General features: G+C 53.9%; 19 protein-coding genes. 11 read left to right on the top strand and 8 right to left on the bottom strand.

All coding sequences use genetic code 11. From position 1 onward, the window contains the following. Positions 1-20 precede the first annotated feature (20 nt). Genes ACR0EV_RS06435 through ACR0EV_RS06410 form a run of 6 tightly spaced genes read left to right on the top strand, consistent with a single transcriptional unit; the run spans position 21 to position 6,551 of the window. A complete protein-coding gene (locus ACR0EV_RS06435; protein WP_480799325.1) occupies positions 21-980 on the top strand; it encodes a cytochrome ubiquinol oxidase subunit II family protein in 960 nt (319 codons plus the stop codon). After that, complete coding sequence (locus tag ACR0EV_RS06430; protein WP_480799324.1) at positions 977-3,067, top strand: cbb3-type cytochrome c oxidase subunit I; 2,091 nt, start codon at positions 977-979, stop codon at positions 3,065-3,067. Before ACR0EV_RS06435 ends, ACR0EV_RS06430 begins: the two co-directional genes overlap by 4 nt. Further along, positions 3,064-3,696 carry a cytochrome c oxidase subunit 3 gene (locus ACR0EV_RS06425; RefSeq protein ID WP_480799323.1) on the top strand — a complete coding sequence of 211 codons (633 nt, stop codon included), beginning with the start codon at positions 3,064-3,066 and terminating at the stop codon, positions 3,694-3,696. The genes ACR0EV_RS06430 and ACR0EV_RS06425 overlap by 4 nt, the downstream gene beginning before the upstream one ends. Next, positions 3,689-4,015 (top strand): cytochrome o ubiquinol oxidase subunit IV, encoded by a 327-nt coding sequence (locus ACR0EV_RS06420; RefSeq protein ID WP_253746687.1) that lies wholly within the window; start codon positions 3,689-3,691, stop codon positions 4,013-4,015. Before ACR0EV_RS06425 ends, ACR0EV_RS06420 begins: the two co-directional genes overlap by 8 nt. A gap of 32 nt (positions 4,016-4,047) precedes the next feature. Continuing rightward, positions 4,048-5,031 carry an HlyD family secretion protein gene (locus ACR0EV_RS06415; protein ID WP_480799322.1) on the top strand — a complete coding sequence of 328 codons (984 nt, stop codon included), beginning with the start codon at positions 4,048-4,050 and terminating at the stop codon, positions 5,029-5,031. After that, on the top strand, positions 5,028-6,551 hold the full coding sequence (locus ACR0EV_RS06410; RefSeq protein WP_480799321.1) for a DHA2 family efflux MFS transporter permease subunit: 1,524 nt from the start codon (positions 5,028-5,030) through the stop codon (positions 6,549-6,551). Before ACR0EV_RS06415 ends, ACR0EV_RS06410 begins: the two co-directional genes overlap by 4 nt. A 120-nt stretch (positions 6,552-6,671) precedes the next feature. Here the strand turns inward: ACR0EV_RS06410 and ACR0EV_RS06405 are convergent, their stop codons facing one another. From ACR0EV_RS06405 to ACR0EV_RS06390, 4 genes are read right to left on the bottom strand one after another with little or no spacing between them, the layout of a single operon-like run. Further along, positions 6,672-7,328: an ABC-type transport auxiliary lipoprotein family protein gene (locus ACR0EV_RS06405; RefSeq protein ID WP_480799320.1), complete on the bottom strand. Its 657-nt coding sequence runs from the start codon at positions 7,326-7,328 to the stop codon at positions 6,672-6,674. Further along, entirely contained in the window at positions 7,325-8,641 is a 1,317-nt protein-coding gene (locus ACR0EV_RS06400; protein ID WP_480799319.1) for an MlaD family protein, read from the bottom strand. The genes ACR0EV_RS06405 and ACR0EV_RS06400 overlap by 4 nt, the downstream gene beginning before the upstream one ends. Positions 8,642-8,646: 5 nt before the next feature. After that, positions 8,647-9,462: an ABC transporter ATP-binding protein gene (locus ACR0EV_RS06395; RefSeq protein ID WP_480799318.1), complete on the bottom strand. Its 816-nt coding sequence runs from the start codon at positions 9,460-9,462 to the stop codon at positions 8,647-8,649. A 1-nt stretch (position 9,463) separates the two neighbouring features. Next, the gene (locus ACR0EV_RS06390; protein WP_480799317.1) at positions 9,464-10,588 is read right to left on the bottom strand and encodes an ABC transporter permease; all 1,125 of its coding nucleotides are present in this window, start codon (positions 10,586-10,588) and stop codon (positions 9,464-9,466) included. A 230-nt stretch (positions 10,589-10,818) separates the two neighbouring features. Here ACR0EV_RS06390 and ACR0EV_RS06385 point away from each other — a divergent pair, with 230 nt between their 5' ends. The 5 genes from ACR0EV_RS06385 to ACR0EV_RS06365 all read left to right on the top strand — a co-directional run bounded on the left by ACR0EV_RS06385 (position 10,819) and on the right by ACR0EV_RS06365 (position 18,579). Continuing rightward, complete coding sequence (locus ACR0EV_RS06385) at positions 10,819-12,351, top strand: alkaline phosphatase family protein (protein ID WP_480799316.1); 1,533 nt, start codon at positions 10,819-10,821, stop codon at positions 12,349-12,351. 221 nt (positions 12,352-12,572) lie between these two features. Then, complete coding sequence (aspT, locus tag ACR0EV_RS06380; RefSeq protein WP_480799315.1) at positions 12,573-14,258, top strand: aspartate-alanine antiporter; 1,686 nt, start codon at positions 12,573-12,575, stop codon at positions 14,256-14,258. 18 nt (positions 14,259-14,276) lie between these two features. Beyond that, complete coding sequence (locus ACR0EV_RS06375; protein WP_480799314.1) at positions 14,277-15,899, top strand: bifunctional aspartate transaminase/aspartate 4-decarboxylase; 1,623 nt, start codon at positions 14,277-14,279, stop codon at positions 15,897-15,899. An 83-nt stretch (positions 15,900-15,982) separates the two neighbouring features. Then, on the top strand, positions 15,983-17,878 hold the full coding sequence (locus ACR0EV_RS06370; protein WP_480799313.1) for a PAS-domain containing protein: 1,896 nt from the start codon (positions 15,983-15,985) through the stop codon (positions 17,876-17,878). Then, a complete protein-coding gene (locus ACR0EV_RS06365; protein WP_480799312.1) occupies positions 17,878-18,579 on the top strand; it encodes a response regulator transcription factor in 702 nt (233 codons plus the stop codon). The genes ACR0EV_RS06370 and ACR0EV_RS06365 overlap by 1 nt, the downstream gene beginning before the upstream one ends. 96 nt (positions 18,580-18,675) lie before the next feature. Here the strand turns inward: ACR0EV_RS06365 and ACR0EV_RS06360 are convergent, their stop codons facing one another. From ACR0EV_RS06360 to ACR0EV_RS06345, 4 genes are all read right to left on the bottom strand, one after another. Next, positions 18,676-19,986, bottom strand: a complete 1,311-nt coding sequence (locus ACR0EV_RS06360) for an HlyD family type I secretion periplasmic adaptor subunit (RefSeq protein WP_480799311.1) — start codon at positions 19,984-19,986, stop codon at positions 18,676-18,678. Then, positions 19,970-22,117 carry a type I secretion system permease/ATPase gene (locus ACR0EV_RS06355; protein WP_480799310.1) on the bottom strand — a complete coding sequence of 716 codons (2,148 nt, stop codon included), beginning with the start codon at positions 22,115-22,117 and terminating at the stop codon, positions 19,970-19,972. Before ACR0EV_RS06355 ends, ACR0EV_RS06360 begins: the two co-directional genes overlap by 17 nt. Continuing rightward, positions 22,114-23,358: a TolC family protein gene (locus ACR0EV_RS06350; protein ID WP_480799580.1), complete on the bottom strand. Its 1,245-nt coding sequence runs from the start codon at positions 23,356-23,358 to the stop codon at positions 22,114-22,116. The genes ACR0EV_RS06355 and ACR0EV_RS06350 overlap by 4 nt, the downstream gene beginning before the upstream one ends. Positions 23,359-23,443: 85 nt before the next feature. Beyond that, positions 23,444-24,286, bottom strand: coding sequence for a SapC family protein (locus ACR0EV_RS06345; RefSeq protein WP_480799309.1), 843 nt, complete (start codon positions 24,284-24,286; stop codon positions 23,444-23,446). Positions 24,287-24,311: the final 25 nt, after the last annotated feature.

Genomic DNA, 24,311 nt, shown 5'->3' with positions numbered 1-24,311 from the left:
TCACGAGAGGGCTGTGTGTTATGGCCAAAGGCAGATTGTCCAACCCGTCCTCGCTTGTGATGGCTGCTTTGATCCTTATTACGGTGACACCACCGATGGCCTTAGCCAGCGACAGCTTCATGGATCCGCAAGGCCCGATTGCAGCAATTCAGAAAACCCACCTGTTAAGGGCCACTGCGCTGATTATGGTGGCCGTTATTCCCGTTCTGGTTTTGGTGCCCTTGATCGCGTTTCGATATCGACGCCGAAAGGGTGGCGCGGCCGCCTATCGTCCCGACTGGGATTTTTCAGCTAAACTGGAATTTGTCATGTGGGGGGTGCCTGTTTTGATAGTGGCACTCCTGTCATTCTATCTTTGGAAGGCAACACACAGGCTTGATCCCTATTCGGCGGCTTTTGGTGAGGATCCAGCTGTGCGGGTTCAGGTGGTGGGATTGGATTGGAAATGGCTGTTTCTTTATCCCGATCTGGGCATTGCAAGCGTGGGCGAGTTTGGAATTCCCACCAAACGACAGGTGGCTATGACATTGACCACCGATACAGTGATGCAGTCTTTCATGATCCCGGCCTTAGCTGGGCAGATTTACGCGATGCCGGGCATGACAACGCAATTGCATCTGGTTGCGGATACCCCAGAAGTCATGCAGGGCGAAAACACGCAGTATAACGGTCGCGGTTTCACAAAACAGAAGTTCCGGACAGTTGCGATGGACCAAGATGCCTTTGATACGTGGGTCGACAAAGTGCGTGCTGACGGCATCCCGCTGAATGCTGCCACCTATCAGACGCTTGCGATGCGAACCGACAGGGATGAGGTTCAAGCGGCTTTAGGGACGGCAAAGATGCCTGATGATGCACTGTATTTCACGCTGGAAGAGGATGTGTTCCACAGCATTCTGCACCGGTATCACAGCGGCGAGGCCCTGCCTGCTAATCAACAACCGGGCACGGCATCCTTCGGGCAGGAGGCGCGAAAATGACATCTCCAGAGACAGGATTTTTTGGCCGACTCAGCTGGGATGCGCTACCGATAGCAGGGTTGCTTCAAGATCCTAACGCCAATGAGATCGTAGCAAATGCGGCTGCGGGTGTCGTGATTGTTGGTGTCGTTGCTGTGGTCGGATTGCTCAGCTGGTTTCGATTGTGGACGCCGCTGTGGCGCGATTGGCTGACCAGCGTCGATCACAAAAAGATTGGCATCATGTATGTCGTCTTTGCGATTGTGATGTTGGCGCGCGGCGTATTGGAAGGCGTCGTCATGCGCGCGCAGCAGGCTGCTGGGCCAGGTGACGGTTTTCTGGAGGCTGAACATTTTGCCGAGCTGTTCAGCACCCATGGCACGATCATGATTTTCTTTGTTGCGGTGCCCTTTGTCTTTGGTATCGCAAACTATGTCATTCCGCTGATGATTGGTGCGCGCGACGTTGCCTTTCCGCGGCTGAACCAGATCAGTCTGGGCCTGACGGTGTCGTCTGGCATGATGTTGATGGTATCGCTGGTTGTCGGGCGGTTCTCAACTGGCGGCTGGACGGCGTATCCGCCATATACCGGTGCAGCTTTTAACCCGGGCGTCGGCCCGGACTACTGGATCTGGGCCATAGTTGTGTCGGGTATCGGGACAACGCTCACAGGCATCAACTTTGCCGTAACGATCTATAAGATGCGCGCACCGGGTATGACCTTTATGCGGCTGCCGATGTATTGCTGGACGATTATATGCAGCTCGATCCTCATCGTCTTTGCGATGCCGCCCCTGGGTGTCGCGGCGCTGATGCTGGCAGCTGACCGTTATCTGGACTTCCACTTCTTCACCAATGACCTCGGCGGCAATATGATGAATTATGCCAACCTGTTCTGGCTGTTTGGTCATCCCGAGGTTTACCTGCTGGTGCTACCTGCCTATGGCATCTACTCCGAAGTTTTCGCAACCTTCTCGGCCAAGCGGCTTTATGGCTACAACTCGCTTGTCATAGCGACGATGTCGATTGCGGTGCTGTCCTTCACGGTCTGGTTGCATCACTTTTTCACCATGGGTCAAAGCGCGTTGATCAACGCCGTGTTTGGCATTGCAACTATGCTGATCGCCATTCCGACCGGAGTGAAAGTCTATGACTGGATGGCAACCTTGTGGCGAGGACGTATCCGGTTTTCGGTGCCGATGATGTATGGGCTGGCGTTTCTGATGCTATTTGTGATTGGTGGCCTCAGCGGAGTGATCCTGGCCAATCCAACGGTAGATTATCAGGTGCACAACACGCTGTTCCTGGTGGCGCATTTCCACAACGTTCTACTTCCTGGTGTGCTGTTCGGTCTGCTGGCGGCCTATAACTATTGGTTCCCCAAGGCGTTCGGTTTCCGCCTGAACGAGTTCTGGGGCCGCATAACAGTCGCTCTCTGGACTATAGGGTTTTTGTTGACCTTCATGCCGCTCTATTTTGTTGGGTTAATGGGAATGCCGCGGCGCTCGTTCAGTTACGACGATCCGTCATTCCACCCTTTCATGATCGTCGCCATCGTTGGGGCGCTGGTGATTACGTGCGCTTTGTTCTCAGTCCTTATCCAATTGTGGGTCAGCATACGCGACCGCGAAAAAACACGCGTTCCGGTGGGGGATCCGTGGGATGGCCGCACGTTGGAGTGGTCGATCCCATCGCCCCCGCCGCCCTACAACTTCGCGATCATTCCACAAGTGACTGACCGGGATGACTTTGCTGCGGCCAAAGAAAGGGGCGCCGCGTATCCAACTCCGGACGCTTATGAGGATATCGAGCTGCCTCGCAACACCGGGATTGGCTTTATCTTGTGTGTGTTTAGCGGCATTTGGATGTTTGCACTGGTGTGGTGGATATGGTGGCTGGCGGTCCTGATGACCGTGTTGATGATCCTCGCGGTGATCATTTGGACATTCGACGACAGCACCGAATTTACCATCCCGGCAGAAGAAGTGCGCAGAGATCACGAAGCGTGGCTTTCGCTGGTTCACAGCGAAAAGGCCGTGGATCGGGATTTTGAAACCTCCCCGGAAAACCGCGGCCTTGCCCGGCCTGATCTGGAGGTGGTCACGTGAAGCGCGCACCAACACATAGTTACCCCGGCATCAACCTTGGAGATCACCACGCAAGCGCGCATAAGGCAGCCGAAGTTGTAACTTTTGGGTTCTGGGTCTTCCTGATGAGCGATCTGGTCTATTTTGGACTGATGTTCGCGATCTACATAACTATGATCGATGCGCAGGCGGGCGGCCCCGGTCCGCACGAGTTGTTCGACTTGAAAAGCGTCTTTGCTCAGACCCTGATCCTATTGACCAGCAGCCTGACGGTTGGTCTTGCCATGCTGGCACTGAAATACAATTTACCGCGCGGACGCATTATTCTGTGGTTTGGTGTCACACTGTTGTTGGGGCTCAGTTTTCTAGTACTCGAACTGCGCGATTTCATGGCTATGGCGGAAAAGGGCGGTGTCCCGCAACGCAGTGGGTTTCTTTCGGCATTTTTCGGTTTGGTACCGTTGCACGGTTTGCACGTTGCAGCCGGATGTCTGTGGCTGATCGTTCTGGGCATCCAACTGCGGGTCAAAGGGATGACGGATGTGATCATCTCTCGCGTCGTACGCTTGGCGTTGTTCTGGCACTTTCTCGACCTGATCTGGATCGGCATTATCACTATCGTGTATTTTGGAGGGCTGACCTATGGATAACCGATCCGAAATGCACCGGCGCGAAAGACGGCGCTATGTCATCGGATATGGCGGGTCGCTGATCCTAACACTCGCCATGTTCGGAGTGGCGTATGTGTTCGGCATCGAAACGGTCGGCGTCTATCTGACAATCGGCTTGCTGGGTCTGGCCCAACTTGTTTTGCAACTTGTGTATTTCCTGCATATCGACCGCCGACGCAGTAGCCGGGAAGACCTTCATCTGGTCCTGTTTTCCACCATGGTTCTGCTGATCATGATCCTTGGTACTGTTTGGGTCCTGGGCAATCTGGCAATACGCATGCATATGCACGCAATGTAAGTGGCTCGGACTGTGAACCAGGGGATGTGACGATGAAACCGCTCAAAACCGCAGCAATTGCCGTAATGCTGGCAGCCATTGGGGTTGGATTGTTGCTGTTCTGGCGGCATGAAGAAAGGTATCCTTCCACCAAGGATGCATATATCGGAGCCAATATTATCTACGTTGCGGCTCAGGTGACTGGCCAAGTCGCCGAAGTTCACATTTCGGAAAATCAACCGGTCAAGACTGGCGACCTTCTGTTTTCAATTGACGAGACGCAGTTCAAAGCGTCGGTCGATGCGGCAGAGGCCGATTTGGACAGTGCGGTACAACAGGCCAAGTCTTACTCCACTCAGATCACCGCAGCAGAAGCGGCCGTCGAAAGCGCCCAATCCGCGTATGACACGGCGAACAAAAGCCTCGAAAGAGCAAAGGCGCTGTTTGCATCGGGGGATGTGGCCCAAGCTTCGCTGGATCAGACGACATCAGAATTCGCACAAGCCTCTGCGCGGCTAACGACCAGTCAATCCAGCCTGTTGGCGCTGCAAAGCGGGTTGGAGGCTAAGCAGGACGACATCCTGTCATCGCAAGCACAGCTTGAGATTGCCGAAACAAATCTTGCTTGGACCAAGGTTTTTGCCGCGGCGGACGGCTGGGTCGCCAATCTGACATTGCGCCCCGGATCATCGGTTTCTGCCAACGCCCCGCAGTTTTCGATTGTCGAGTCATCGGACTGGTGGGTGGATGCGAACTTCAAAGAAACGTCTTTGCCGCGCATCCGACCCGGTCAATCGGTCACGGTTCAGGTCGACATGCTGCCGGGTGTGAAACTGACCGGAAAAGTGGCTTCCATTGGGCGCGGATCAGGAGACACGTTTTCATTGCTACCTTCCGAGAATGCCAGCGGTAACTGGGTGAAGGTCACGCGTCGTTTTCCGGTTAGGATCGAATTGGATCCAACAGATGCACCTTTGCGTGTCGGTGGCAGCAGTAAAGTCATTGTAGACACAACAGGCCCGGCGGACGGCAAATGACTTCGGCGACGTCCGGTCCTGTAAACCGGGTGATCGTGGTTGCTGTTGTCCTCAGCGCCATACTCGAAGTGTTGGATAGCACGATCGTCAATGTCGCCTTGCCCCATATTCAGGCGGCGTTTGGGGCGACCACTGATCAAGCCACCTGGATTTTGACCAGCTATATCGTTTCAGCCGTGGTCATTATGCCGCTGACTGGGTTCGTAGCGCGCCGTGTTGGTCGGCGGCGGTTGATTCTGACGGCGGTCAGCGGTTTTGCCCTGATGTCGGTGATGTGTGGCCTGTCTTGGAGCTTAGAGGTCATCGTCGCCTTTCGGTTGGCGCAAGGTATGTTTGGGGCGTTTTTGATCCCACTGTCGCAATCGATCCTGTTTGATGCCTTCCCAAGGGAAGATCGTGGGCAGGCGATGGCGATCTTCGGGTTGGGTGTCGTGGTAGCGCCGGTCCTTGGGCCCACGGTTGGAGCGATCCTGACCGAGTATTTCTCGTGGCGGATGGTGTTTTTTGTCAATTTGCCTGTGGCGGCTCTTGCCCTTCTTTTGCTTGCCGGAGAATTGCCCGAAGATAAAACCGAAGATGTGAAGATCGATTGGAAAGGTCTGGCATTGCTGGCGCTTGGCATCGGTTGCCTGCAGTTTGTTCTGGATCAGGGCGAAACCATGGATTGGATGTCGTCCCGTATAATCCAGGTGGCTGTTGTAGCGTCAATTCTGGGAGCGATTGGATTTGTTGTTCACGCGTTGGTTTCCAGAGATGCAGTTGTCGATCTGCGTCTTTTTGCGGACCGGAATTTTGCCCTGTGCAACCTGATCATCGCCGGTTTCGCGGTTTCACTGTTTGGCGGTATCGCAATATTGCCAACGCTTGTACAAAACCTGCTCGATTTCCCGGTTATCGCTTCAGGTCACCTGTTTATCCCGCGCGGCCTAACCGCCGGGTTATCTATGGTTTTGACAGGTGCGGTGCTGGTTCATCATTTCGATCCACGCTTGTTAACAGGTGCAGGACTGTTGCTGACTGCAATTGGTAATTTCATGATGGGGGCGCTCAACCTCAATGCCGGGTTTTGGGAGCTGGCATGGCCCGGAGCCATCAGTGGGTTAGGGATGGGATTGGTCTTCGTTCCGATGTCTATCCTCGCGTTTGAGAGCATCAGCCAAAATCGGCAAGACGAAGCTTCTGGCTTGTTCAACGTGACACGGCAATTGGGGTCATCCGTAGGAATCTCGCTAGTCGGCACCTGGATCGTGCGCGGGCTTCAGACCAATACTGCAGTGCTCAGCCAGAATGTGACACCATATAACCCTGCAGCGCAGGCTTATCTGAACCCACTTGGTCTGACTCCTGACAGTGCCGAGGGCGCCGCGATTCTGGGACAAGAGATTGCGAAGCAAGCGGAATTGATCTCATACCTGACCGTTTTCAACAATCTCGGCTTGCTGGCCTTGGCGACAATTCCGCTGTTGTTCTTTTGCCGTGCCCCTAAGCCGGGAACCCAATCGACGGCCCATGTGCATTAACCTAAGCACGTGAGCTTAGACGCAGGTAATGAAAGCTACACCACCAACCCTAGTGAACAGGTTTTCCGCAAAAAACAGCAAAGACAACCGACCAGTTCGCCGTAACCTGAGCTTCAAGGCTTAGCTAGGGGTAGACCTTGGGTTGTTTACCACATGTGTGTTGATTCTGCGGATACTCCACTCAACCGCTTTTCGCATCGCACGGCCCAAGGCAAGATCAAATGCCTTGACCAAATCCTGTGTTTGATCACTGGCGGCCACGACATTTTCCTGAAACGAACTTGATGCGATGATCTTGTCCTCGTATTCGTCGATGACCTTTATGTTCATACGCACTTCGATACGGACCGATTTACCGGCCTCTGTTTCTTGAACCACTATACCCTGAAACTCACGCAGGTCCGGTGCGATTACATAGTCAGCCCTCAGGCCAACCGTAGAACGACCAACCGCGGCAACTTTTCCAGAGTTTTCGTAGCTTTCCACCAGTAGCGTCTGAACGATCAGAGGTGCCCGATCAACCCAGCGTGCACGTGGCAGGTATTGTACCTGGTAAGGCGTTGGCTGAATGGCAATCTGATCGGTATTTACCGCGGCAGTGGCCGTGGGTTCCTGAACAACGATCTGCTTCTGTATTCTGGGCAACGCAGACGAGAACGTGCTTTTAGGCGTCAACAGGTAGAGATCATTAGGTTTGGCTGCCTGTTGCAGCGTTCCCAGACCGGCGCAGCCGCCGAACAGGGCAATCACCAGCATAGCGAGAGCAGGCTTGATCATTGACGGAACTCCGATGCTTGGGTGCCCAATAGGAAACGTGCGGGATCTCGTTCGACCTTGTCCACAAGACGGTCTACACTGATGACAAGGCGTTGAGCTTCTTCGACGAAACGGACAAATTGCGGAAGACCTACGCGCAGGAAATCCGACACCTGGCGGCGATTGGCCTGAACGATGCCATCGATAGTGCCAAGCAGTTCGGACGCTGAATTCGATGCGCTGAGGACATCGTCCGAGATTTGGTCGATCTTTTCAGTGATGTTCGAAACGGTTTCTGTCACTTGGTTGGCGGCCTTGCGGATGTCGGCTGCAACAGGCGCGACTTCTTCTTCCATAACCCGGTTGGCGGAATTGAACGCTGTTTCTGCCGAGGACAACGCCCCTTTTGCAGTGTCCATCGCCGAAGTGATAGAGCCCAGCGTTGTATTTGCATTCAGGACGGTTTCGTTGACTATTCCTAGCGTAACGCTGCCTTCGTCCGACAACAGGGTTAAACGTTCAGCCAGTTGCGAGCCGCGTTGGATAAAGGGTTGAATGTCCTGTTGCAGAATGCGTTCCGCCGTCTGGATCGTAGTTGTCGCCTCATCAAGCGCGGTTTTCGCGGATTCGGATGCGGATTTGACCGAATTCAGTGTATCCGTGCCGGTATTTAGTGTTGTTTCCGCTGTTTCGATCAGAGGATCCAGACGTTTTGAAAACTCGCCAATATCCTTGGCCGCACTGCCAATGTCGCTGGCGACAGACTCAAAGCTGGTCAGCGTTTTGTCTAACCGTCCTGTGGCGGACGCAAGGTTGTCCAAAATGCTGCTCACGGCTTCCCGGTTCTTGTCGTCTACGACCTTGTTTAGACTTTCCAAAAGCGTGACAGCCTCATCCAGAACCTTTGGCGCGCCTTCGAACAACGATTGAATCGTGCTCCGCTTGCTTTTGATCACGCTGTCCTGCGGCAATCGCTGTGAATTTGGCGATCCACCCGTCAACTCTACATAACCTACACCGGTCACACCCAGTGATTGCAATTGCGCCACGGTTTCGTCGGTGATTGGAATGTCTGCATCCACTTCGATGCGCACCCTGACCTTTGAGGGGTCGTCATCATCCAGATTCAACGAAATGACCTGCCCCACGGGAAGGCCATTAAAACTTACACCTCCCGCAGCGGAAAGCCCCGAGACATTGTCGAATAAAACGTCATAGTAAGCGTATTGGCGTGTGACCTCAAATTTCGCAAGCCACAGGAAAAAGCCAAATGCGCCCAATAGCCCCGCAAGGGTAAACGCGCCGATGAGGATATAGTTCGCTCGGGTCTCCATTGCCTCTACCTGTCTTGGCCCTTCTGTTGTGCTGCGCGGGCGCGGGGGCCTGTAAAGTATTCCTGCACCCAAGGATGATCGACCTTGGTCATTTCTTCTATCGGACCTTCGACCAGTACGCGCTTTTCTGCAAGTACAGCTATCCGGTTGCAGATGGCATAAAGGCTGTCCAGATCATGGGTGACCATAAATACCGTCAACCCAAGAGCCTGCTGCAATTCGCCAATAAGCTCATCATACGCTGCTGCACCAATCGGGTCCAATCCAGCGGTTGGCTCGTCCAGGAAAACGATTTCAGGGTCCAGGGCCAATGCTCGGGCTAGAGCCGCGCGTTTGCGCATGCCGCCGGATAGCTCGGACGGAAACTTGCCACAGCTTAGTTGTGGCAAACCTACCAGACTGATCTTCAGCGCGCCCAGAGACTCCATCAACTTTTCGCTGAGGCCAGTGTGCTCGCGCAGAGGGGCCATTACATTTTGCAACACGGTCAAAGAAGAAAACAACGCGCCGTCCTGGAATGCCACGCCCCAATGGCGTTCGATCCTGCGCCGGTCTTCCTCGGGGCCGTTTAGAACATCTACGCCCAAAACCTCGATACTGCCCGCGGCGGGTTTGTTCAAACCCACAATTGTTCTGAGCAAAACGGACTTGCCTGTTCCGGACCCGCCAACAACTCCAAGAACTTCGCCACGCCAGACATCGAGGTCTAGGTTGTCATGTACAACCTGCGTTCCAAATTGGTTTCTGAGGCCGCGCACACGGATCACTGCTTCCTGCTGCGTTTCTGTCAAAGCTGATGCCTGCTGTGTGCTGCTGATCATGTCAGATTCCGACCTCTGAGAAGAAAATCGAGAACAAGGCATCAATCACAATAACCATGAAGATCGACTGCACTACGGATGCCGTCGTGCGTTGGCCGACGCTTTGGGCTGACCCTCTGACTTGCATGGCCTGCCAACAAGAGATCACGCCAATGACCAAAGCGAAAAAGGGTGCTTTGATCAAACCCACCGCCAATTGCCAGACGTCTGTGTTTTCCTTCAGTCGTGTCAGAAACATGCCCGGGCTTACGCCAAGGTCAATCCAACTCATCAACGCGCCACCGAACAAGCCCGCTATGTCTGCCACAAAGCCCAGAATGGGCAGCATGATCAAAAGAGCGAGGACACGGGGAATAACCAGTACCTCAATCGGATCCAGCCCTAGGGTCCGCATGGCGTCGATCTCTTCCTGCACTTTCATCGAGCCGATGGATGCGGTGAACGCAGAACCCGAGCGGCCTGCAACAATGATGGCGGTCAGCAAAATTCCCAATTCGCGCAGAACTGAGATTGAGATCAGTTCAACCACAAAGATCTCTGCGCCAAACTGCTTGAGTTGGGTTGCGCCCTGAAAGGCCAGAACAACGCCAATCAGAAATCCCATCAAGGCCACAATCGGAAGGGCTTTGACGCCGGTTTCCTCCATATGCGTCACCAACGCTGCTTTGCGCAGCCGCCAGGGCATCACAACAGTTCGAAGCAGCCGATGCAACGTAAGCCCCAGAAACTCCAGTATCGACAGTGTGTCTTTCCAGGCCCCGAACGTGCTGCGGCCAACATCGGCAACCCAGTCCACAAAGCTGCGGGGATCTTCGAGTTTGCCGGGTTTGTCCGGTATACTATGCGTTACAGTATCGATGAGCTTGGCGTGCGCAGGCTTTGCCCCTTGGATTTCCATCGTCGCACCGTTCGAGGTAAACCGCCGACCAAGATCAGCGATCAGCCATGCGCCGCCGGTGTCCAGCGCTTCTATGCGAGACAAGTCAAAAACAACCCTGTCAGGCGTAGGTTTGATAGCCGCGAAGTCCTGTTCTACCGAATGCAACGATTGGGTCAGCAATTCACCCGAGATACGGACACGGGTACCGTCGGTGTCTCGCTCGGATGATATCGCTGGCGTCGTCATATCGCCATGTGAAGTAAAACGCCTTTGGCCCGCAAGTCTTTGTTCCGAAAGGCTGGGTTTTTGTGGTGGAGGATGGCGCACGCGTCACGCCTGACACTATTTGGCAGGTTTACGTTTGGTATTCTCTTTTGGCTTTAGTAAGCGGTGATGTCTTCATTTTATCAGTTGCTTGAGCACAAGAAGCCAGACACATTCCGCGTGGGAATCAAGTTCAGAGCCGGAGAGTTCGTATGCCTGAGGCCAAAAACGTCTTGTTCATCATCATTGATCAGCTTCGGGCTGATTGCCTGAGCGGCGCGTTGGCGGATCACGTGGATCTCCCTCACCTGAGGGCGTTCATGGATGATGCCGTGACCTTCACACGACATTACTCGGTCACCAATCCTTGCGGCCCTTCGCGTGCATCGCTTCTGACCGGTCAATATGCGATGAACCACCGGTCCGTCAGGAATGGAACACCGTTGCGTCACGACACCCCGAACATAGCGACAGAAATGCGCAAAGCGGGATATACGCCGATGCTGTTTGGCTACACAGACACCTCTGCTGACCCGCGGGTTCATGACGCAAACGACCCGGTGCTTAAGTCTTACGAGGAATCCATGAACGGATTTCTGGAAATCGTCGAAATGCGTCTTGAAGAATCGTACCCTTGGCAAGCGCATCTGATGAAGAAAGGGTATGAGTTCGATCAGTATTGGGATGTCTACCAACCTGTCTCAATAGACGATCACCCCCCTAAATTAAACGATCCGGCACTGTATCGGGCAGAAGACAGCGATACGGCGTTCCTCACCGATGCATTCCTTGACGGCATCGCGCCACATCGTGGAAAGGGCTGGTTCGCCCATCTGACCTATATTCGACCGCATCCGCCTTTGGTCGCACCTGCTCCGTACAACGATATGTACAACCCGGCAGATATCCCCCTGCCGAAACGGTTACATAGCGCCGAAGCCGAGAAAGAACTTCACCCATTCTTCGGTCCGAAGCTGGATGTCTACACAGCAAAAGAGTTTGTTCTCGGCTTTGACGAAGTTGAACCAACAGACGCAAACATTTGTACATTGCGCGCAGTTTATCTAGGGCTGGCGACAGAGGTTGACCACCATATCGGTCGCGTCGTGCAATACCTGAAGGACAGCGGGCAATATGACGATACCATGGTCGTTATTACCGCAGACCATGGCGAAATGCTGGGGGATCGCCACAGCTGGGGCAAAATGACGGTCTATGATGCAGCCTATCATACACCGTTGATGATCCGTTTGCCGGGGAACGAGGCCTATGCGGGTAGTCAAATTGCAGTGCCGACAGAGTCAGTAGATGTTACACCCACAATCCTTGACTGGATCGGCCAAACGGCTCCGAACGCGATGGATGGTCGATCCCTGATGCCGTTGTTGCAAGCCGAGGTTCCCGAAGACTGGCGCAATTATTCGTTCAGTGAACTGGACTTCTCGGAACCTGAAAATCCGACCCTTTGGCAACAGCGACTGGGAACGGGCAACAGCGACTCTTGTCTGGGGATTTTGCGAGATGATCGCTTTACTCTGATCGAATTCGCAGCCGATCTGCCGCCAATTCTGTTTGACCACCAAGGCAAAGGCGAGTTCGAGAATGTGGCAAACAAGCCCGAGTTTGCGCCTGATCTAGCCCGGATGGGCCGCCAGATGTTGCGGCATCGAATGCGAAACATGGACCATACGTTGTCATTGCATTCCATTACAACGGAAGGTGCAAAATCCCGCTCTCGCTACTAGACATCTCTTTGGTGGTTGGGTCCTGTCAGCGAAAATTTATAGACAAATTCATATCTTACGGTATCGTCCTTGAAAAATACGCTTCTAATTTCGCTCTGACGGCCTGCTGTGTCGGTGCTTTTGTTTCTTGTTACTGATTGAATAGTTCAGATCGGCCTGTCAGCGATTTCAATGTTCCAAACACACCTTTGCGCTTGCAGGGTGCTCTGAGGAGGATGGTGATGGGCGATTGGTTTGTGAATGTGCTGCGCAGCTATCCCGAACTGGCGGTTTTTCTGTCGATAGGGGTGGGGTTCTGGATCGGCCCCAAAAAGCTTTTTGGGTTCAGTCTGGGAACTGTCACGGCAACATTGCTTGCGGCTGTGATCATTGGGCAAACGCACATCCAAATCGACTCGGCGGTCAAATCGACCTTTTTCATCATGTTCATCTTTGCGGTTGGGTATGGTGTAGGCCCACAGTTTATTCGTGGCCTCAAAGCAGACGGTGCGCGTGAAGTGTTCTTTGCGCTCAGTGTTCTTGCACTGTGTTTGGTTGTCCCGTTGATTTCCGCAATGGTTGCGGGTCTGGAATTAGGGTTCGCGGCAGGCCTGTACGCGGGGTCGCAGACCATTTCGGCCGCAATTGGTGTTGCAACAGATCAGATCAATCAATTGGGCCTGTCGTCAGAACAAGCGCAGACCTATGCCAATCAAATTCCGATCGCTTATGCTGTTACCTATATCTACGGCACCATTGGTTCTGCCATCATTCTGGCCAAGATAGGCCCGCGTCTGATTGGTGTGGATTTGATTGCCGCCTGTAAGGAATACGAAGCTCAGCTAGGTGGCGGCGCGGCGATTGAGTCTGGTGACGGTATCGTTTCGGCCTATCGCATGATCGAAGCACGGGCGTTTGAAATACCAGACGACAGTGATTTGATAGGCCAACCGGTCAAGGACTTGATGCCCGGAGTGCGGATTTATGCGGAACGGATCAAGCGTGGCGATGAAATTATCGAGGTTGAGGACAGCACGGAACTTCAGGCGGGCGACGTCGTCATGTTTTCCGGGCGGCGCGCGGACTTGGTCGGCCTGCTGGAAGGCCGCATGAAAGAGGCTGACGCCCCTGAATTGCTAAACACACCGACCGAGAAGCTGGACGTTCTGATCACCAGCAAAGAGGTTCACGGAAAAACGCTAGAGGACCTAAGCAAGCTCTCGCTGGCCCGTGGTGTTTATGTCTCGAAGCTGATGCGTAACATGGTCGAACTGCCGCTGTTGCCGGGAACTGTCGTGCATCGCGGTGACATCCTGACGGTTCTTGGGTCAAAGCGCCATGTCGAAGCCGCAATCGCCCAGGTTGGATATGCAGACCGTCCGGTGGACACGACGGATCTTGCCTTTGTCGGATGGGGGATCTTTCTTGGCGGTTTGGTCGGGACCCTGGCGATCACCATGGGGGGATTCCCAATCAGCCTGTCCACAACAGGTGGGGCCCTTTTGTCAGGGTTGTTGCTTGGCTGGTTGCGAACGGTTCATCCAACTTTCGGGCGTATACCCGGTCCGTCATTGTGGTTGATGAATACCCTTGGCCTGAACGTATTTATTGCTGTGATTGGGATCAGTGCGGGCCCCGGTTTCGTCGCAGGGCTTCAGCAGGCCGGTGTCGCATTGCTGCTTTGGGGTATTGTCGCCACCTCATTGCCCATGATCTTTTCTGTCTATGTCGGCCACTACGTTTTCAAGTTTCATCCGGCCATTTTGTTCGGGGCCTGCGCGGGCGCGCGAACCACAACAGCTGCGCTGGGGATGATCCAGGAAGCCGCTCAAAGCCGAATACCAGCGTTGGGGTATGGGATGCCCTATGCGATCGGGAATACGTTACTGACCATCTTTGGCATGGTCGTTGTTTTGATCCTCAGTTGATTTGGAAAGGTATGTGGTATGGACCGTCTGAAACTGCACGATTACGAAGCGCTCAGCCCTTTTCAGATCAAGGATGAGCTGATCAAACTGGCCTCGGATGAGGCGCGAAAGTCCAACAGTGCGTTTCTGAACGCAGGGCGCGGCAACCCCAACTGGATCGCGACACGCCCGCGTGAAGCGTTCTTTGCGCTTGGTCAGTTTGCCATAACCGAAGCCAAACGCGTTATGGACCATCCCGCGGGTTTGGGTGGAATGCCGGCCATCAAAGGGTGCCATGATCGCTTTTTGCGCTGGGCCGAGGCAAATGCCGATATGCCGGGCACCGATACTTTGTTGACTGTGGTCAAACACGCCATTTTTGCTTTCGACTTTGATGCAGATGCGTTTGTTCATGAACTGACGGATTCGATCATTGGAGACAATTATCCCGTGCCGGATCGAATTCTGCATCACAATCAGATTATTGCGCATGAATATCTGATGTGGGCCATGTGTTCTGGTCGACAGCCAGATGCACGATTTGATCTGTTTGCTGTCGAAGGCGGCACAGCCGCGATGTGTTACATCTTCAAATCACTCAAAGCCAACCGATTGCTGAACCCTGGCGATACGATTGCACTGTGCACTCCGATCTTCACCCCGTATCTCGAAATGCCCGAGTTGGAGGACTACAGCCTCGAATCCGTCCATGTGGAAACTGATGAAGAAGATGGCTTCCAATTGACCGATGCGGCGGTCGAGACACTGAAAGACCCCAAAGTAAAAGCCTTCTTTCTGGTCAATCCGGGCAATCCTTCGTCAGTTGCCCTGAACAAGGCATCTCTGGAAAAACTGGCGGATGTGGTCGAGAACCATCGCCCCGACCTCATCGTTCTGACAGATGATGTGTATGGAACATTCGTGCATGATTTCACATCGGTCATGGGGTACATGCCACGCAATACAATTGGCGTTTATTCCTATTCTAAATACTTTGGCTGCACGGGCTGGCGTTTGGGTGTCATTGCCGTTGCACAAGACAATATCTTTGACCTCAAACTGGCACAGCACAGCGAAGAGATTAAGCAGACGCTGGACAAACGGTATGGCACGCTGAGCCTTACCCCTCGGGATATCCGCTTCGTTGATCGTCTGGTTGCAGACAGCCGGGATGTTGCCCTGAACCACACCGCTGGTCTGTCCTTACCTCAACAAGTCATGATGACCCTGTTTTCGCTTGTTGAGCTGGTGGACACCAAAAAAGACTATCAAACCGCCTGTATGGAACTTGTGCATCGGCGGTTCAAGCTATTGACCGAAGCTATGGGGATCGAGGTCAATGCTGGCGAAAACTACGACGCCTATTATGGGATCATCGACTTCGAATATTGGTTGCGCAAATATGTTGGCGACGACGTTGTGACTTGGATCAAGAAGAACGTGCACCCGCTCGACATTGCCTTCAAACTTGCCGAGGATCACGGGATTGTTCTGTTGAATGGCAGTGGGTTCGATGCGCCGGGTTGGTCCGCGCGCGTTTCCTTTGCCAATCTGCCGGACGAAGCCTATGCCCAGATAGGTCGCGCTGTACGATCTGTCGCAAGGGGATATGTCGAGGCATATCGCGCCGCGAATGCTATGCCTTTACACGGCGGGTCCTGACCCGGCGCGGCGAGGCACCGAACATGATTCCACTATCCGCGCCTGGTAACTGGTGCTAGGCAGAGGCTGTGGAGACGGCAAGCTTGAACATAACAGAAAAGCGCATCAAGGCTATGACCACCGCAGGGCTGAACCTGATTGGTCAGGCTCTTTCCATCTATGACAGCAAGTTGCAGTTGGTGCTCAGCAATCGCCGTTTTCAGGAAATGTTCGGGTTACCAGACGAACTGGTCCAGCGTGGGGCCTTGTTTCGAGACACCATCCACTTTCTTGCCAGTCGAGGAGAATATGGCCACGACGAGAGTGTGGAGGACATGGTCAACCTGCGCGTCGAACAGGCCTTGGCGTTTGAGCCGCATTACATGGAACGGGTACGTCCAAACGGGCAAGTAGTCTCAATCGAAGGCGCGCCGTTGCCACAAGGGGGTTGGGTTGCGGTCTATACGGACATCACAGGTACACGGCGGGCCGAAAACCTTCTGCGAGCACGGTCCGAGGAACTGTCTGAACAGTTGTTGGGTCATGCCGAAGAATTGTCGGCCACCAACCGCAAGCTTGCTGCCACGATCGCCGCATTGGAAGAAGCCAAACGGGAACTGACCGAAATTGAGGCCCGGACGCGTCTGGTGACCGAGATGATGCCGGCTCATATCGCGCATTTGGACAGCGACGGGCTCTACGACTATTCCAACCGACGTCTGAGCGCGGTTATGCCTGGCCGTCCTTCTGATATTCTTGGGCTCCATATCTCCGAGGCCCTTGGTGCTGTGGCTTTCGCACGTGTCGAAAGCCATCTGCAAAAGGCTTACGACGGTGAGCAATCTGTTTTTGAGTTCACTGAAGATCAGGATTCTCGCCGCATCCGTGTTTCATTCACACCGGATGGGGCGGGGGGGGTCTACGTCATGTCTGTGGACATAACCGAGGAAACACAAGCGCGGGTTGCATTGCAGCAGACACGTCGCAGAGCGATGGCGGCGCAAATGACAAGCGGCCTTGCGCATGACTTTTCGAACCTGCTTACGATTATCCTTGGAATGCAATCTAGGCTGGACAAGATGCACTTGCCGGATGAAGCGCAAGAGCTTGTCGTTGCCACTCAACAAACGGCGCGCAGGGGCGGGCAATTGCTGAACCGGATTGCGGATATGACCGGGAACAGAACACCTCAGCCTCAGGCCACGGATATGCGCGGTCTACTGGAAGATCTGCGGATACTCGCCACCCCATCCCTGCCGCGCGGCATGGGGCTTTCTGTTGTCAACACACTACCGGATCAGGCTTTGATGCTTGATCCGGGAATGGTGCAGGACGCGCTGTTGAATCTGATTTTGAACGCACGGGACGCATGTGGAAGCTCGGGCCAGATTACCATAAGCGCACACGCTATCGGTAACATTTGGGTCGAGATCACTGTGTCGGACACCGGTCCGGGGTTTTCACCAGAGGCGTTGGAGAAAGCGCTAAATCCTTTCTTTACAACGAAAGGGAGCGATGGGTCCGGGCTGGGCCTACCGATGGTTTATGACACCGTAAAACTGACGGGGGGTGATCTGAACTTAAAGAATACCCCGTCCGGGGCTTCCGTCGTCCTGCGGTTACCCTACCGACCAGCTCCACCGGCCCGAGGCGGTCTTGTGCTGTTGGTGGAAGATAGCGATGAATTGCGCGGTCAGTTTCGTGACATGTTGGTGGAATTGGGTTTGGCCGTAATTGAAGCCAACTCAGTCGATGAAGCGGTCGCGCTGCTGTCCAGCGTTCAAGACATCTCGATGGTCCTGTCCGATATCCGCCTGGAAGGAGGGGCAACAGGCCTGGATCTACTGAAAAAGGTCAAGCCTGGGTTTCCGTGCATCCTAATGACGTCCCTACCCAATTCAGATCCATTGCACCAACAGGCACTCGCTTTGGCACCGGTGTTGCAAAAACCGTTTTCACAGGCGCAATTGTCTGCACTGATCCAAACTGAGGCAGCCTGATGACGCAACCGCTGGTGACTATTCTCGATGATGAGCCCGAGATACGCCGCATCCTGACGGATGCTTTGGAAGACGCAGGGTTCCGAACGCAAAGTTTCTCTCGTGCGCGGGAATTCGAGGCGGCGCTGAAGCGCGTGACGCCAGATGTCTGTCTGGTCGATCTTTCCTTGCCGGACACGGATGGGTTGGCTCTGGTTCACCGCCTTGCGCTAGAACAAGGCGCGGCGGTGATTATCATATCCGGCCGTGCACAGGTGCAAGATCGCGTGACGGGGTTAGAGCTTGGTGCTGATGACTATATAACGAAACCATTCGATCCGGCAGAAGTTGTGGCTCGGATAAGGGCGAGGTTGCGTGCCCCGCGCGGCCCAACGTCACACTCAGATACAGCTGTGTTCAATGGTTGGACAGCGCATTTTGACCGCTACGTACTTGAGGACGGGGCGGGTTCAGAAACCCCGTTCAGCCATGCGGAAGGTGAAGTTCTGAGGTTGTTTCTTGAGAGCCCCAAGCGCCTGATCAGTCGGGGGCAGATGCAGGAGTCGCTGGGCGGAGCAGCAGGGGACAGCTTTGACCGGGCCATGGATGTTCGGATATCCAGACTGCGAACTAAACTTGGTGAAGACCCCAAGAACCCGCGCCTTATCAAAACGATTTATGGTGCTGGGTACATCTTTCTGGGCGAAGTTGACTGGAAATAACTGAAGTATTGATCAACTGAGGTTGAGGCTCTCAGCCCCTACGTCGGTCATACATTCATGCCATAATCAGGCATGTAGCCGCCTTGCTTGATCGGTTTACTCTCTAAGCGCCTGATCCTTGATCTTCACGACGGGTTGCAGAATGTAGTCCAAAACAGATTTGCGACCGGACAGAATGTCCACTTCTGCGATCATGCCAGGAATAATCTCGACCGCAATGCCGTTCCCGTCCAACATGGTGTTGTTCGTTCGGATTTCTACGACGAAAACATCTTCTTCATTGCGTTCCGATCGCGTGATTGTATCGGCACCAATGCGTATGATTTCACCATCTAAGGCTCCATATCGGGCGAAGTCATAGGCTGTGATCTTGACTTTCACAGGTTGCCCGGCGCGTAGAAATGCGATGTCCTCGGGTTTCACGTAAGCCTCGACAAGCAGCGTGTCATCCAGAGGCACGATTTCGACAAGCTCCTCGCCACTTCTTGTGTGCCCTCCGATGGTTGTCTGGTGAATGCGATTGACAATGCCCCGCACCGGAGAGCGGACTTGCGCTCGCATAACTCTGTCGCGCAAAGCAGGCAGCGTCGGTTTCAAGGCCGCCAATTCAGCCGTGGCAATCGCAAGGTCGGTCAGCGCGGCACTTCTAAACCGGCTACGGGCGGCCTGAATGCGATCATCGATTTCTTTCAGGCCCGTCTGTAGCCGGTTGATTACTGCTTCAGCGCGCACTTTACGCCCCTGCCACTCTGCCTCGCTTCGGCGCAAGGCCAGTAAGGTTGTCGCAGGCTCCATCTGGCTTTGGACCAAGGGGGCCATCATGGCGCGCTCTTCCGCAAGGACTTTTAGCGTCTCAACAGCTGTGACTTGATCAACTAGGCCTTCTTCGTACTCGCGGTGTTTCTGTTGGCGCTGACGTTCCAGAATTGCAATCTCTGCCGCCAACTCAGTTTGCCGCCCCTGATACAGTGCCGTTTCCGAGCGCACTACACTTGGTGCTCCTGAAATCAGCTTCCCGTCGAATTCCAACTGAGTTCCGTCTATTTCCGCCTGAAGCCGCCTTGCGCGCGCCATCAGCCCGAATGCGCGTTGTTGTTCCTGACTGAGCTTGCTATCGATTTGCGTGGCATCAAGCTCCATAAGCATTGTGTTTTTCTCCACCAGTTGGCCTTCGCGCACATGGAGCGCGCGTAGAATTCCGGGTTCGCTGGCATCGATTACTTGGATATCACCGGACGGGACAATGCGACCGTCTACGCGCGTGACATCGTCGAGTTCGGTTAGATGTGCCCAAACCACGGCAGAGATCAGGCAAGACAGGATCACCAACAAAAGCAATGAACCCCGAATAGGAGAGCGCCCCTTCATTTCGCGCGCCAGGGTGGCCAGATCAGGATGCCGCGACATTCAAGTGTCTCCTGTTGCGGCGTGCTTGTTGTGTCAGCAGGCTTTTGGGTCCATCTGCGACAACCCTGCCGTTTTCAAGTATTATGATCCTGTCAACAAGCTCCAGCAGGCTGGTTCGGTGCGTTACGACAACCATTGTCGTGTCCGAAGAGGCCTCTTTTAAACGTTGAACCACTTCAGCCTCAGTTTGGACGTCCATGGCGCTTGTCGGCTCATCCAGCAGTAAAATCGGAGGATGCCCTATGAGCGCACGGGCAAGTGCAATGGCTTGCCGTTGCCCGCCAGAAAGCCCTTCTCCTCTTTCGGACAGTTGAAGATCATAACCGTTTGGGTGGTTGGTGACGAATTCTTCAACACCAGATATACGGCCTGCTTGGACAAGGTCGTCATCTTTAGGTCTGATCGCACCGCTGGCGATGTTGTCCCGGATCGACCCGGAGAACAGCCAAATTTCTTGCAAAACTGAGCCTATATTGCGACGCAAGTCACCAGGGTCGATCTGCCGAATGTCCAGACCGTCGAGTGTGACTGATCCTACACGGGGCGAGTACAGGCCCAGAAGTATGCGGGCGATCGTACTTTTTCCACAGCCGATTTGGCCAAGGATCGCTACTTTTTCGCCGGGTTCGATCGTGAAAGATATTCCTTGGAGCGTGTCAGTCTTTTGATCAGGGTAAGAAAAATGCACGTTGTTGAAGGAAATTGCCCCCTTGAACCCGTCTCGGTTCACCCAAGTGCGACCTTCAGGGCGTTCGCTCTCAGCCTTCATAAAGTTGTTGAGATTGCGATAGGCGCTGCGGGCCTGGTTCATGCGAGTCAATGTCTGCGCCAATTGACCTAAAGGTGCCAATGCGCGACCGGTCAGCATAACAGAGGCCACAAGCGCACCCATGCTGGCTTGCCCATCGGCGATCAGAAAAACACCATAGAAAACAATGAGCACCTGAGCAGCTTGTTGCGTAAATCCGGTTAGGTTCAATGCAAATTGCGTGACAGCCCGACTTTTTGCTCCATGTGTTGATTGTCGCTCGATGGCCTGTTCCCACCTGGCTCGCATTCGTTGGCCTGCGGCCGTTGTTTTGATCGTTTCAATGCCCGAGACAGCTTCGACCAGCACAGATTGCTTAGATTGCCCGTCAGCAAGGCTCTTTTCCGCCATGCGTGACAGAATTGGTTGAACTGCCAAACCTGTCAAAAGCACTACTGGAACTGCAAAGGCTGGTACAACTGCCAGTTGTCCACCAACCAGATAGATCACGAAAACAAATAGTCCGATGAAGGGTAAGTCGACAACGGCGACAAGGGTGGCTGATGTAAAAAACTCACGCAGTGTTTCAAACTCACGAATTGTGCTGGTCATTGCACCAGTAGAGCCTGTCCGAGATTTCATCTGAATGTTCAGCAACTGATCGAAGATTCGCCGCCCCATCAGCAAATCGGCCTTTTGTCCGGCCCTGTCGATAAACCCCGCTCGCAGCAGTTTCAGTACAAAGTCGAAGACCAATGCAAGTGCCACGCCTATCGTCAATGCAATCAGGGACTCAGTCGCTTCGTTTGGTAAAACGCGATCATAGACGACCATAATGAAAATAGATGTTGTGAGGCCCAACAGGTTGGCCAACGCAGCTGCCAGTGCGACTTGCAAATAATCCCACCGGTTCGCAGTAAGAGCTGCGCGGAACCAGTGCCCATTATCTGAGTTGGCTTGAGGCAAAATTTCATCGTCGTAACGACGACGAAACAAAATGGCATAGCCAGTGTAAGTATCGCAAAAGCTGTCCTCGGGAAGTTCGCAAATACCTTCGCCAACTTCGGGATCGAATATCAACAATCCACCGCTGCTGGCCCGCCCATGATACACAACGGCCCGGTTTCCGGTCAGCAGCAACATCGCGGGCGCAAGTTTCCCGTCAAATTCAGAAAGGCGCCGCTTGCCGTAGCCCGCCTGTAGTTTCGCATGCTGAGCCACAGAAACGATGTCGCGTATGGTCAACTCTCCATCTGCGCCAGTTTGCGCCGCATGAAGCGTGGCCAGCGTTATTGGCCTCTCCAGCGAGCTCGCTACGTTGAGCAGGCAAGCCTCATAGTGCGTCAGAAAAGGGTTGGTGAGCGTTGAGTTGGTCATTTTCATTCCAAGCTGTCCCAGGCCCCAAGCGAAATCCCGAGCAAGTCAAGGATTTCTCCGGTAAGGCTCAGCGCTGCGTAATTGGTCAGGAAAAAACTCTGTTCCGCAAGAATGAGACGCTCTTGAGCATTGATATAGTCGCGCTGCGCATCAAGGATTTCGATCAAACTGCGGCGTCCAATCGAAAACTGCGCGCGTGAAGCTGTGACGTTGTCTGCATTGGCGGTGACTGCAGCGCGAGCCGCTTGCAGTCGTTCAGCTCCGGCTTTCCGGTCTGAACGAATGAAGCCCAATTCCCGAGTGATTTCACGAACGAGTTGTTCTCGAACGAATTCCGCCTCTTTGACTTGAGCTTCTGCGGCGGCAATCGCTGCGCGACGCTGACCGGTACTGTCCAATTCATAGTTGACCGCAAGGTCAACGCCAAAATTTGCATCCCGATTTTCGTCTTGATTGGCAAATGCTGCGGCGCGAATATCTGGTCTGCGGCGCGCCTGCGCCGCGGTCCACTCCGCTTTTGCCGCCAAAAGTCTTGCATTCGCGCTACGAATTTGAGGGCTGGATCGTATAATTTGAGCGTCGCTTCTTTCCAAGTCAGGAGCGGAAACCGGGGGCCTTAAATTTCCGGGAGCTTCCCCAAAGACTTCGCGAAACCGTGCTTCGGCACGGTCAGTTCGACCTTGCGCGTCGGCAAGCCTTGTTCGCGCATCCGCCATGCGCGACTGCGCCGAAAGAACATCTGCGTTGGAACCGGCCCCGCTTGTCGCGCGATTTGAGATTTGACGTACTAACTCTTCATGAACAATGACGTTTTGTATCGAAATGTCCCGAATCTTTCGCTGATCGAGGACTAGAACGTACGTCTCAATTGCCGCTAGAGCGGTTGCTGACGCAGTTTGTATCTGATTACCTCGGCTTTCCATCAATCGTGCTCGGGCTGCAGTCAGGTCCCCAGCAGCTGCGCCGCCATCGTACAAAAGTTGCGACACCCTTAGATAAGGTGAGACATCTGCAATATCGGCTTCGATCCGTTCGGAACGTGCATTAACCCCCAACGATATTTGGGGCAAGAAAGCGCCCTTGGCTGCATCTTGGTTAGCTGCTGCGATTTCTATCCCCGTAACGCTCTGAGCCAGATTTGGGTTTGACTCAACGGCTGCTCGTACCCTTTGCCCAAACGTACTTTGACTGAGCGAACTTGAGGGCGTAACGGCGCCGGCTCCAGCGGTTCCAGTTGCAAATGACATGGACACAGGAGTTAAATCCGGTGGGGGCGTACAGGCGGAGGTAAGCACCGCAGAGAGAACAAGCGCAAGTATTTTCTCGCCATTCCTAAAGAACCGCATATCGACCCTCATGACTATGGTGTCCGAGGGCGCTTTCGCTCTCTTGTGCCGCAGCCAGTGCATCTAGGAAGCTGGGAAGATTTGAAGCTGCGTTGTCGTGTTTTTGGGTATTCAGCCGATCAGCGTCAGCCTGCGCCTTCGACAGCCAGTTGAAATGGGACAATGAAACCTGATGAGCGTGTATCAGGCGAAGACCGTCGTTCTGTGCAAGTAATGAAATTTTGGCTGTCTGTGTTTTCCGTAAAGCGCCTGTGTCAATTCCGTAGTAACCATCAGGGGTGGGGGTGCCTTGCGGAGCTTTCAGAGGAGAGAAAAGACCCATCTCCTCAAACACTCGGCACAATGTGAACGTGTCCTGCATCGATCTGGAGAGTGTTTGAAAGAAAAACTCTACTTTTCTGACTTCCGGGGCAAGTTCGCCAACGGGATCAAAAAAAGCTTCATTTGCTGGGTCGGTAGTAACAAGACCTGATTTTTCGTCGACCAGAAGCTCAAAGCTCGGGCCCTTGATTGCATCCTGGTTGTTGGTCAATTCGCACCGAAAAGGAAAACAGCGAAGCTCAGAGGGGACATAAGCGGCGAGCCATCTGCCCTGGGTCGACACGAAGGGTGTAGGGTGGTCTGAAGCCATGGAAAGGACAGCCACGGGGTAGAAACCTTGGCCACATCTGCTGAAAGCAATCGGGAAAGTGGCCGCGGCTAGGAGGATTTCCGCATTCACTACAACACAGTCTTTCATTCCGCTTACGAAATCGAATGAAGAAAAACGCTTCCAATACCGCTTCCCATGCCGTTGCCGGCTTACTGGAGTTAAGCCAATTTCTGCCATAACTACCTCATTTTGAATGCAAGTT

The sequence above is a fragment of the Ruegeria sp. CF8 genome, from assembly GCF_056537285.1.
Note: the sequence above shows the minus strand (reverse complement) of the source record. Positions and strands in the feature narration are given on the sequence as shown.

Coding starts and splice junctions, on each gene's coding strand:
- ACR0EV_RS06350 (WP_480799580.1), bottom strand. CDS start 23,358: ATGTCATTTGCAACTGGAACCGCTGGAGCCGGCGCCGTTACGCCCTCA.
- ACR0EV_RS06345 (WP_480799309.1), bottom strand. CDS start 24,286: ATGGCAGAAATTGGCTTAACTCCAGTAAGCCGGCAACGGCATGGGAAG.
- aspT (WP_480799315.1), top strand. CDS start 12,573: ATGGGCGATTGGTTTGTGAATGTGCTGCGCAGCTATCCCGAACTGGCG.
- ACR0EV_RS06420 (WP_253746687.1), top strand. CDS start 3,689: ATGGATAACCGATCCGAAATGCACCGGCGCGAAAGACGGCGCTATGTC.
- ACR0EV_RS06395 (WP_480799318.1), bottom strand. CDS start 9,462: ATGATCAGCAGCACACAGCAGGCATCAGCTTTGACAGAAACGCAGCAG.
- ACR0EV_RS06415 (WP_480799322.1), top strand. CDS start 4,048: ATGAAACCGCTCAAAACCGCAGCAATTGCCGTAATGCTGGCAGCCATT.
- ACR0EV_RS06365 (WP_480799312.1), top strand. CDS start 17,878: ATGACGCAACCGCTGGTGACTATTCTCGATGATGAGCCCGAGATACGC.
- ACR0EV_RS06435 (WP_480799325.1), top strand. CDS start 21: ATGGCCAAAGGCAGATTGTCCAACCCGTCCTCGCTTGTGATGGCTGCT.
- ACR0EV_RS06375 (WP_480799314.1), top strand. CDS start 14,277: ATGGACCGTCTGAAACTGCACGATTACGAAGCGCTCAGCCCTTTTCAG.
- ACR0EV_RS06360 (WP_480799311.1), bottom strand. CDS start 19,986: ATGTCGCGGCATCCTGATCTGGCCACCCTGGCGCGCGAAATGAAGGGG.
- ACR0EV_RS06410 (WP_480799321.1), top strand. CDS start 5,028: ATGACTTCGGCGACGTCCGGTCCTGTAAACCGGGTGATCGTGGTTGCT.
- ACR0EV_RS06355 (WP_480799310.1), bottom strand. CDS start 22,117: ATGAAAATGACCAACTCAACGCTCACCAACCCTTTTCTGACGCACTAT.
- ACR0EV_RS06430 (WP_480799324.1), top strand. CDS start 977: ATGACATCTCCAGAGACAGGATTTTTTGGCCGACTCAGCTGGGATGCG.
- ACR0EV_RS06390 (WP_480799317.1), bottom strand. CDS start 10,588: ATGACGACGCCAGCGATATCATCCGAGCGAGACACCGACGGTACCCGT.
- ACR0EV_RS06400 (WP_480799319.1), bottom strand. CDS start 8,641: ATGGAGACCCGAGCGAACTATATCCTCATCGGCGCGTTTACCCTTGCG.
- ACR0EV_RS06405 (WP_480799320.1), bottom strand. CDS start 7,328: ATGATCAAGCCTGCTCTCGCTATGCTGGTGATTGCCCTGTTCGGCGGC.
- ACR0EV_RS06385 (WP_480799316.1), top strand. CDS start 10,819: ATGCCTGAGGCCAAAAACGTCTTGTTCATCATCATTGATCAGCTTCGG.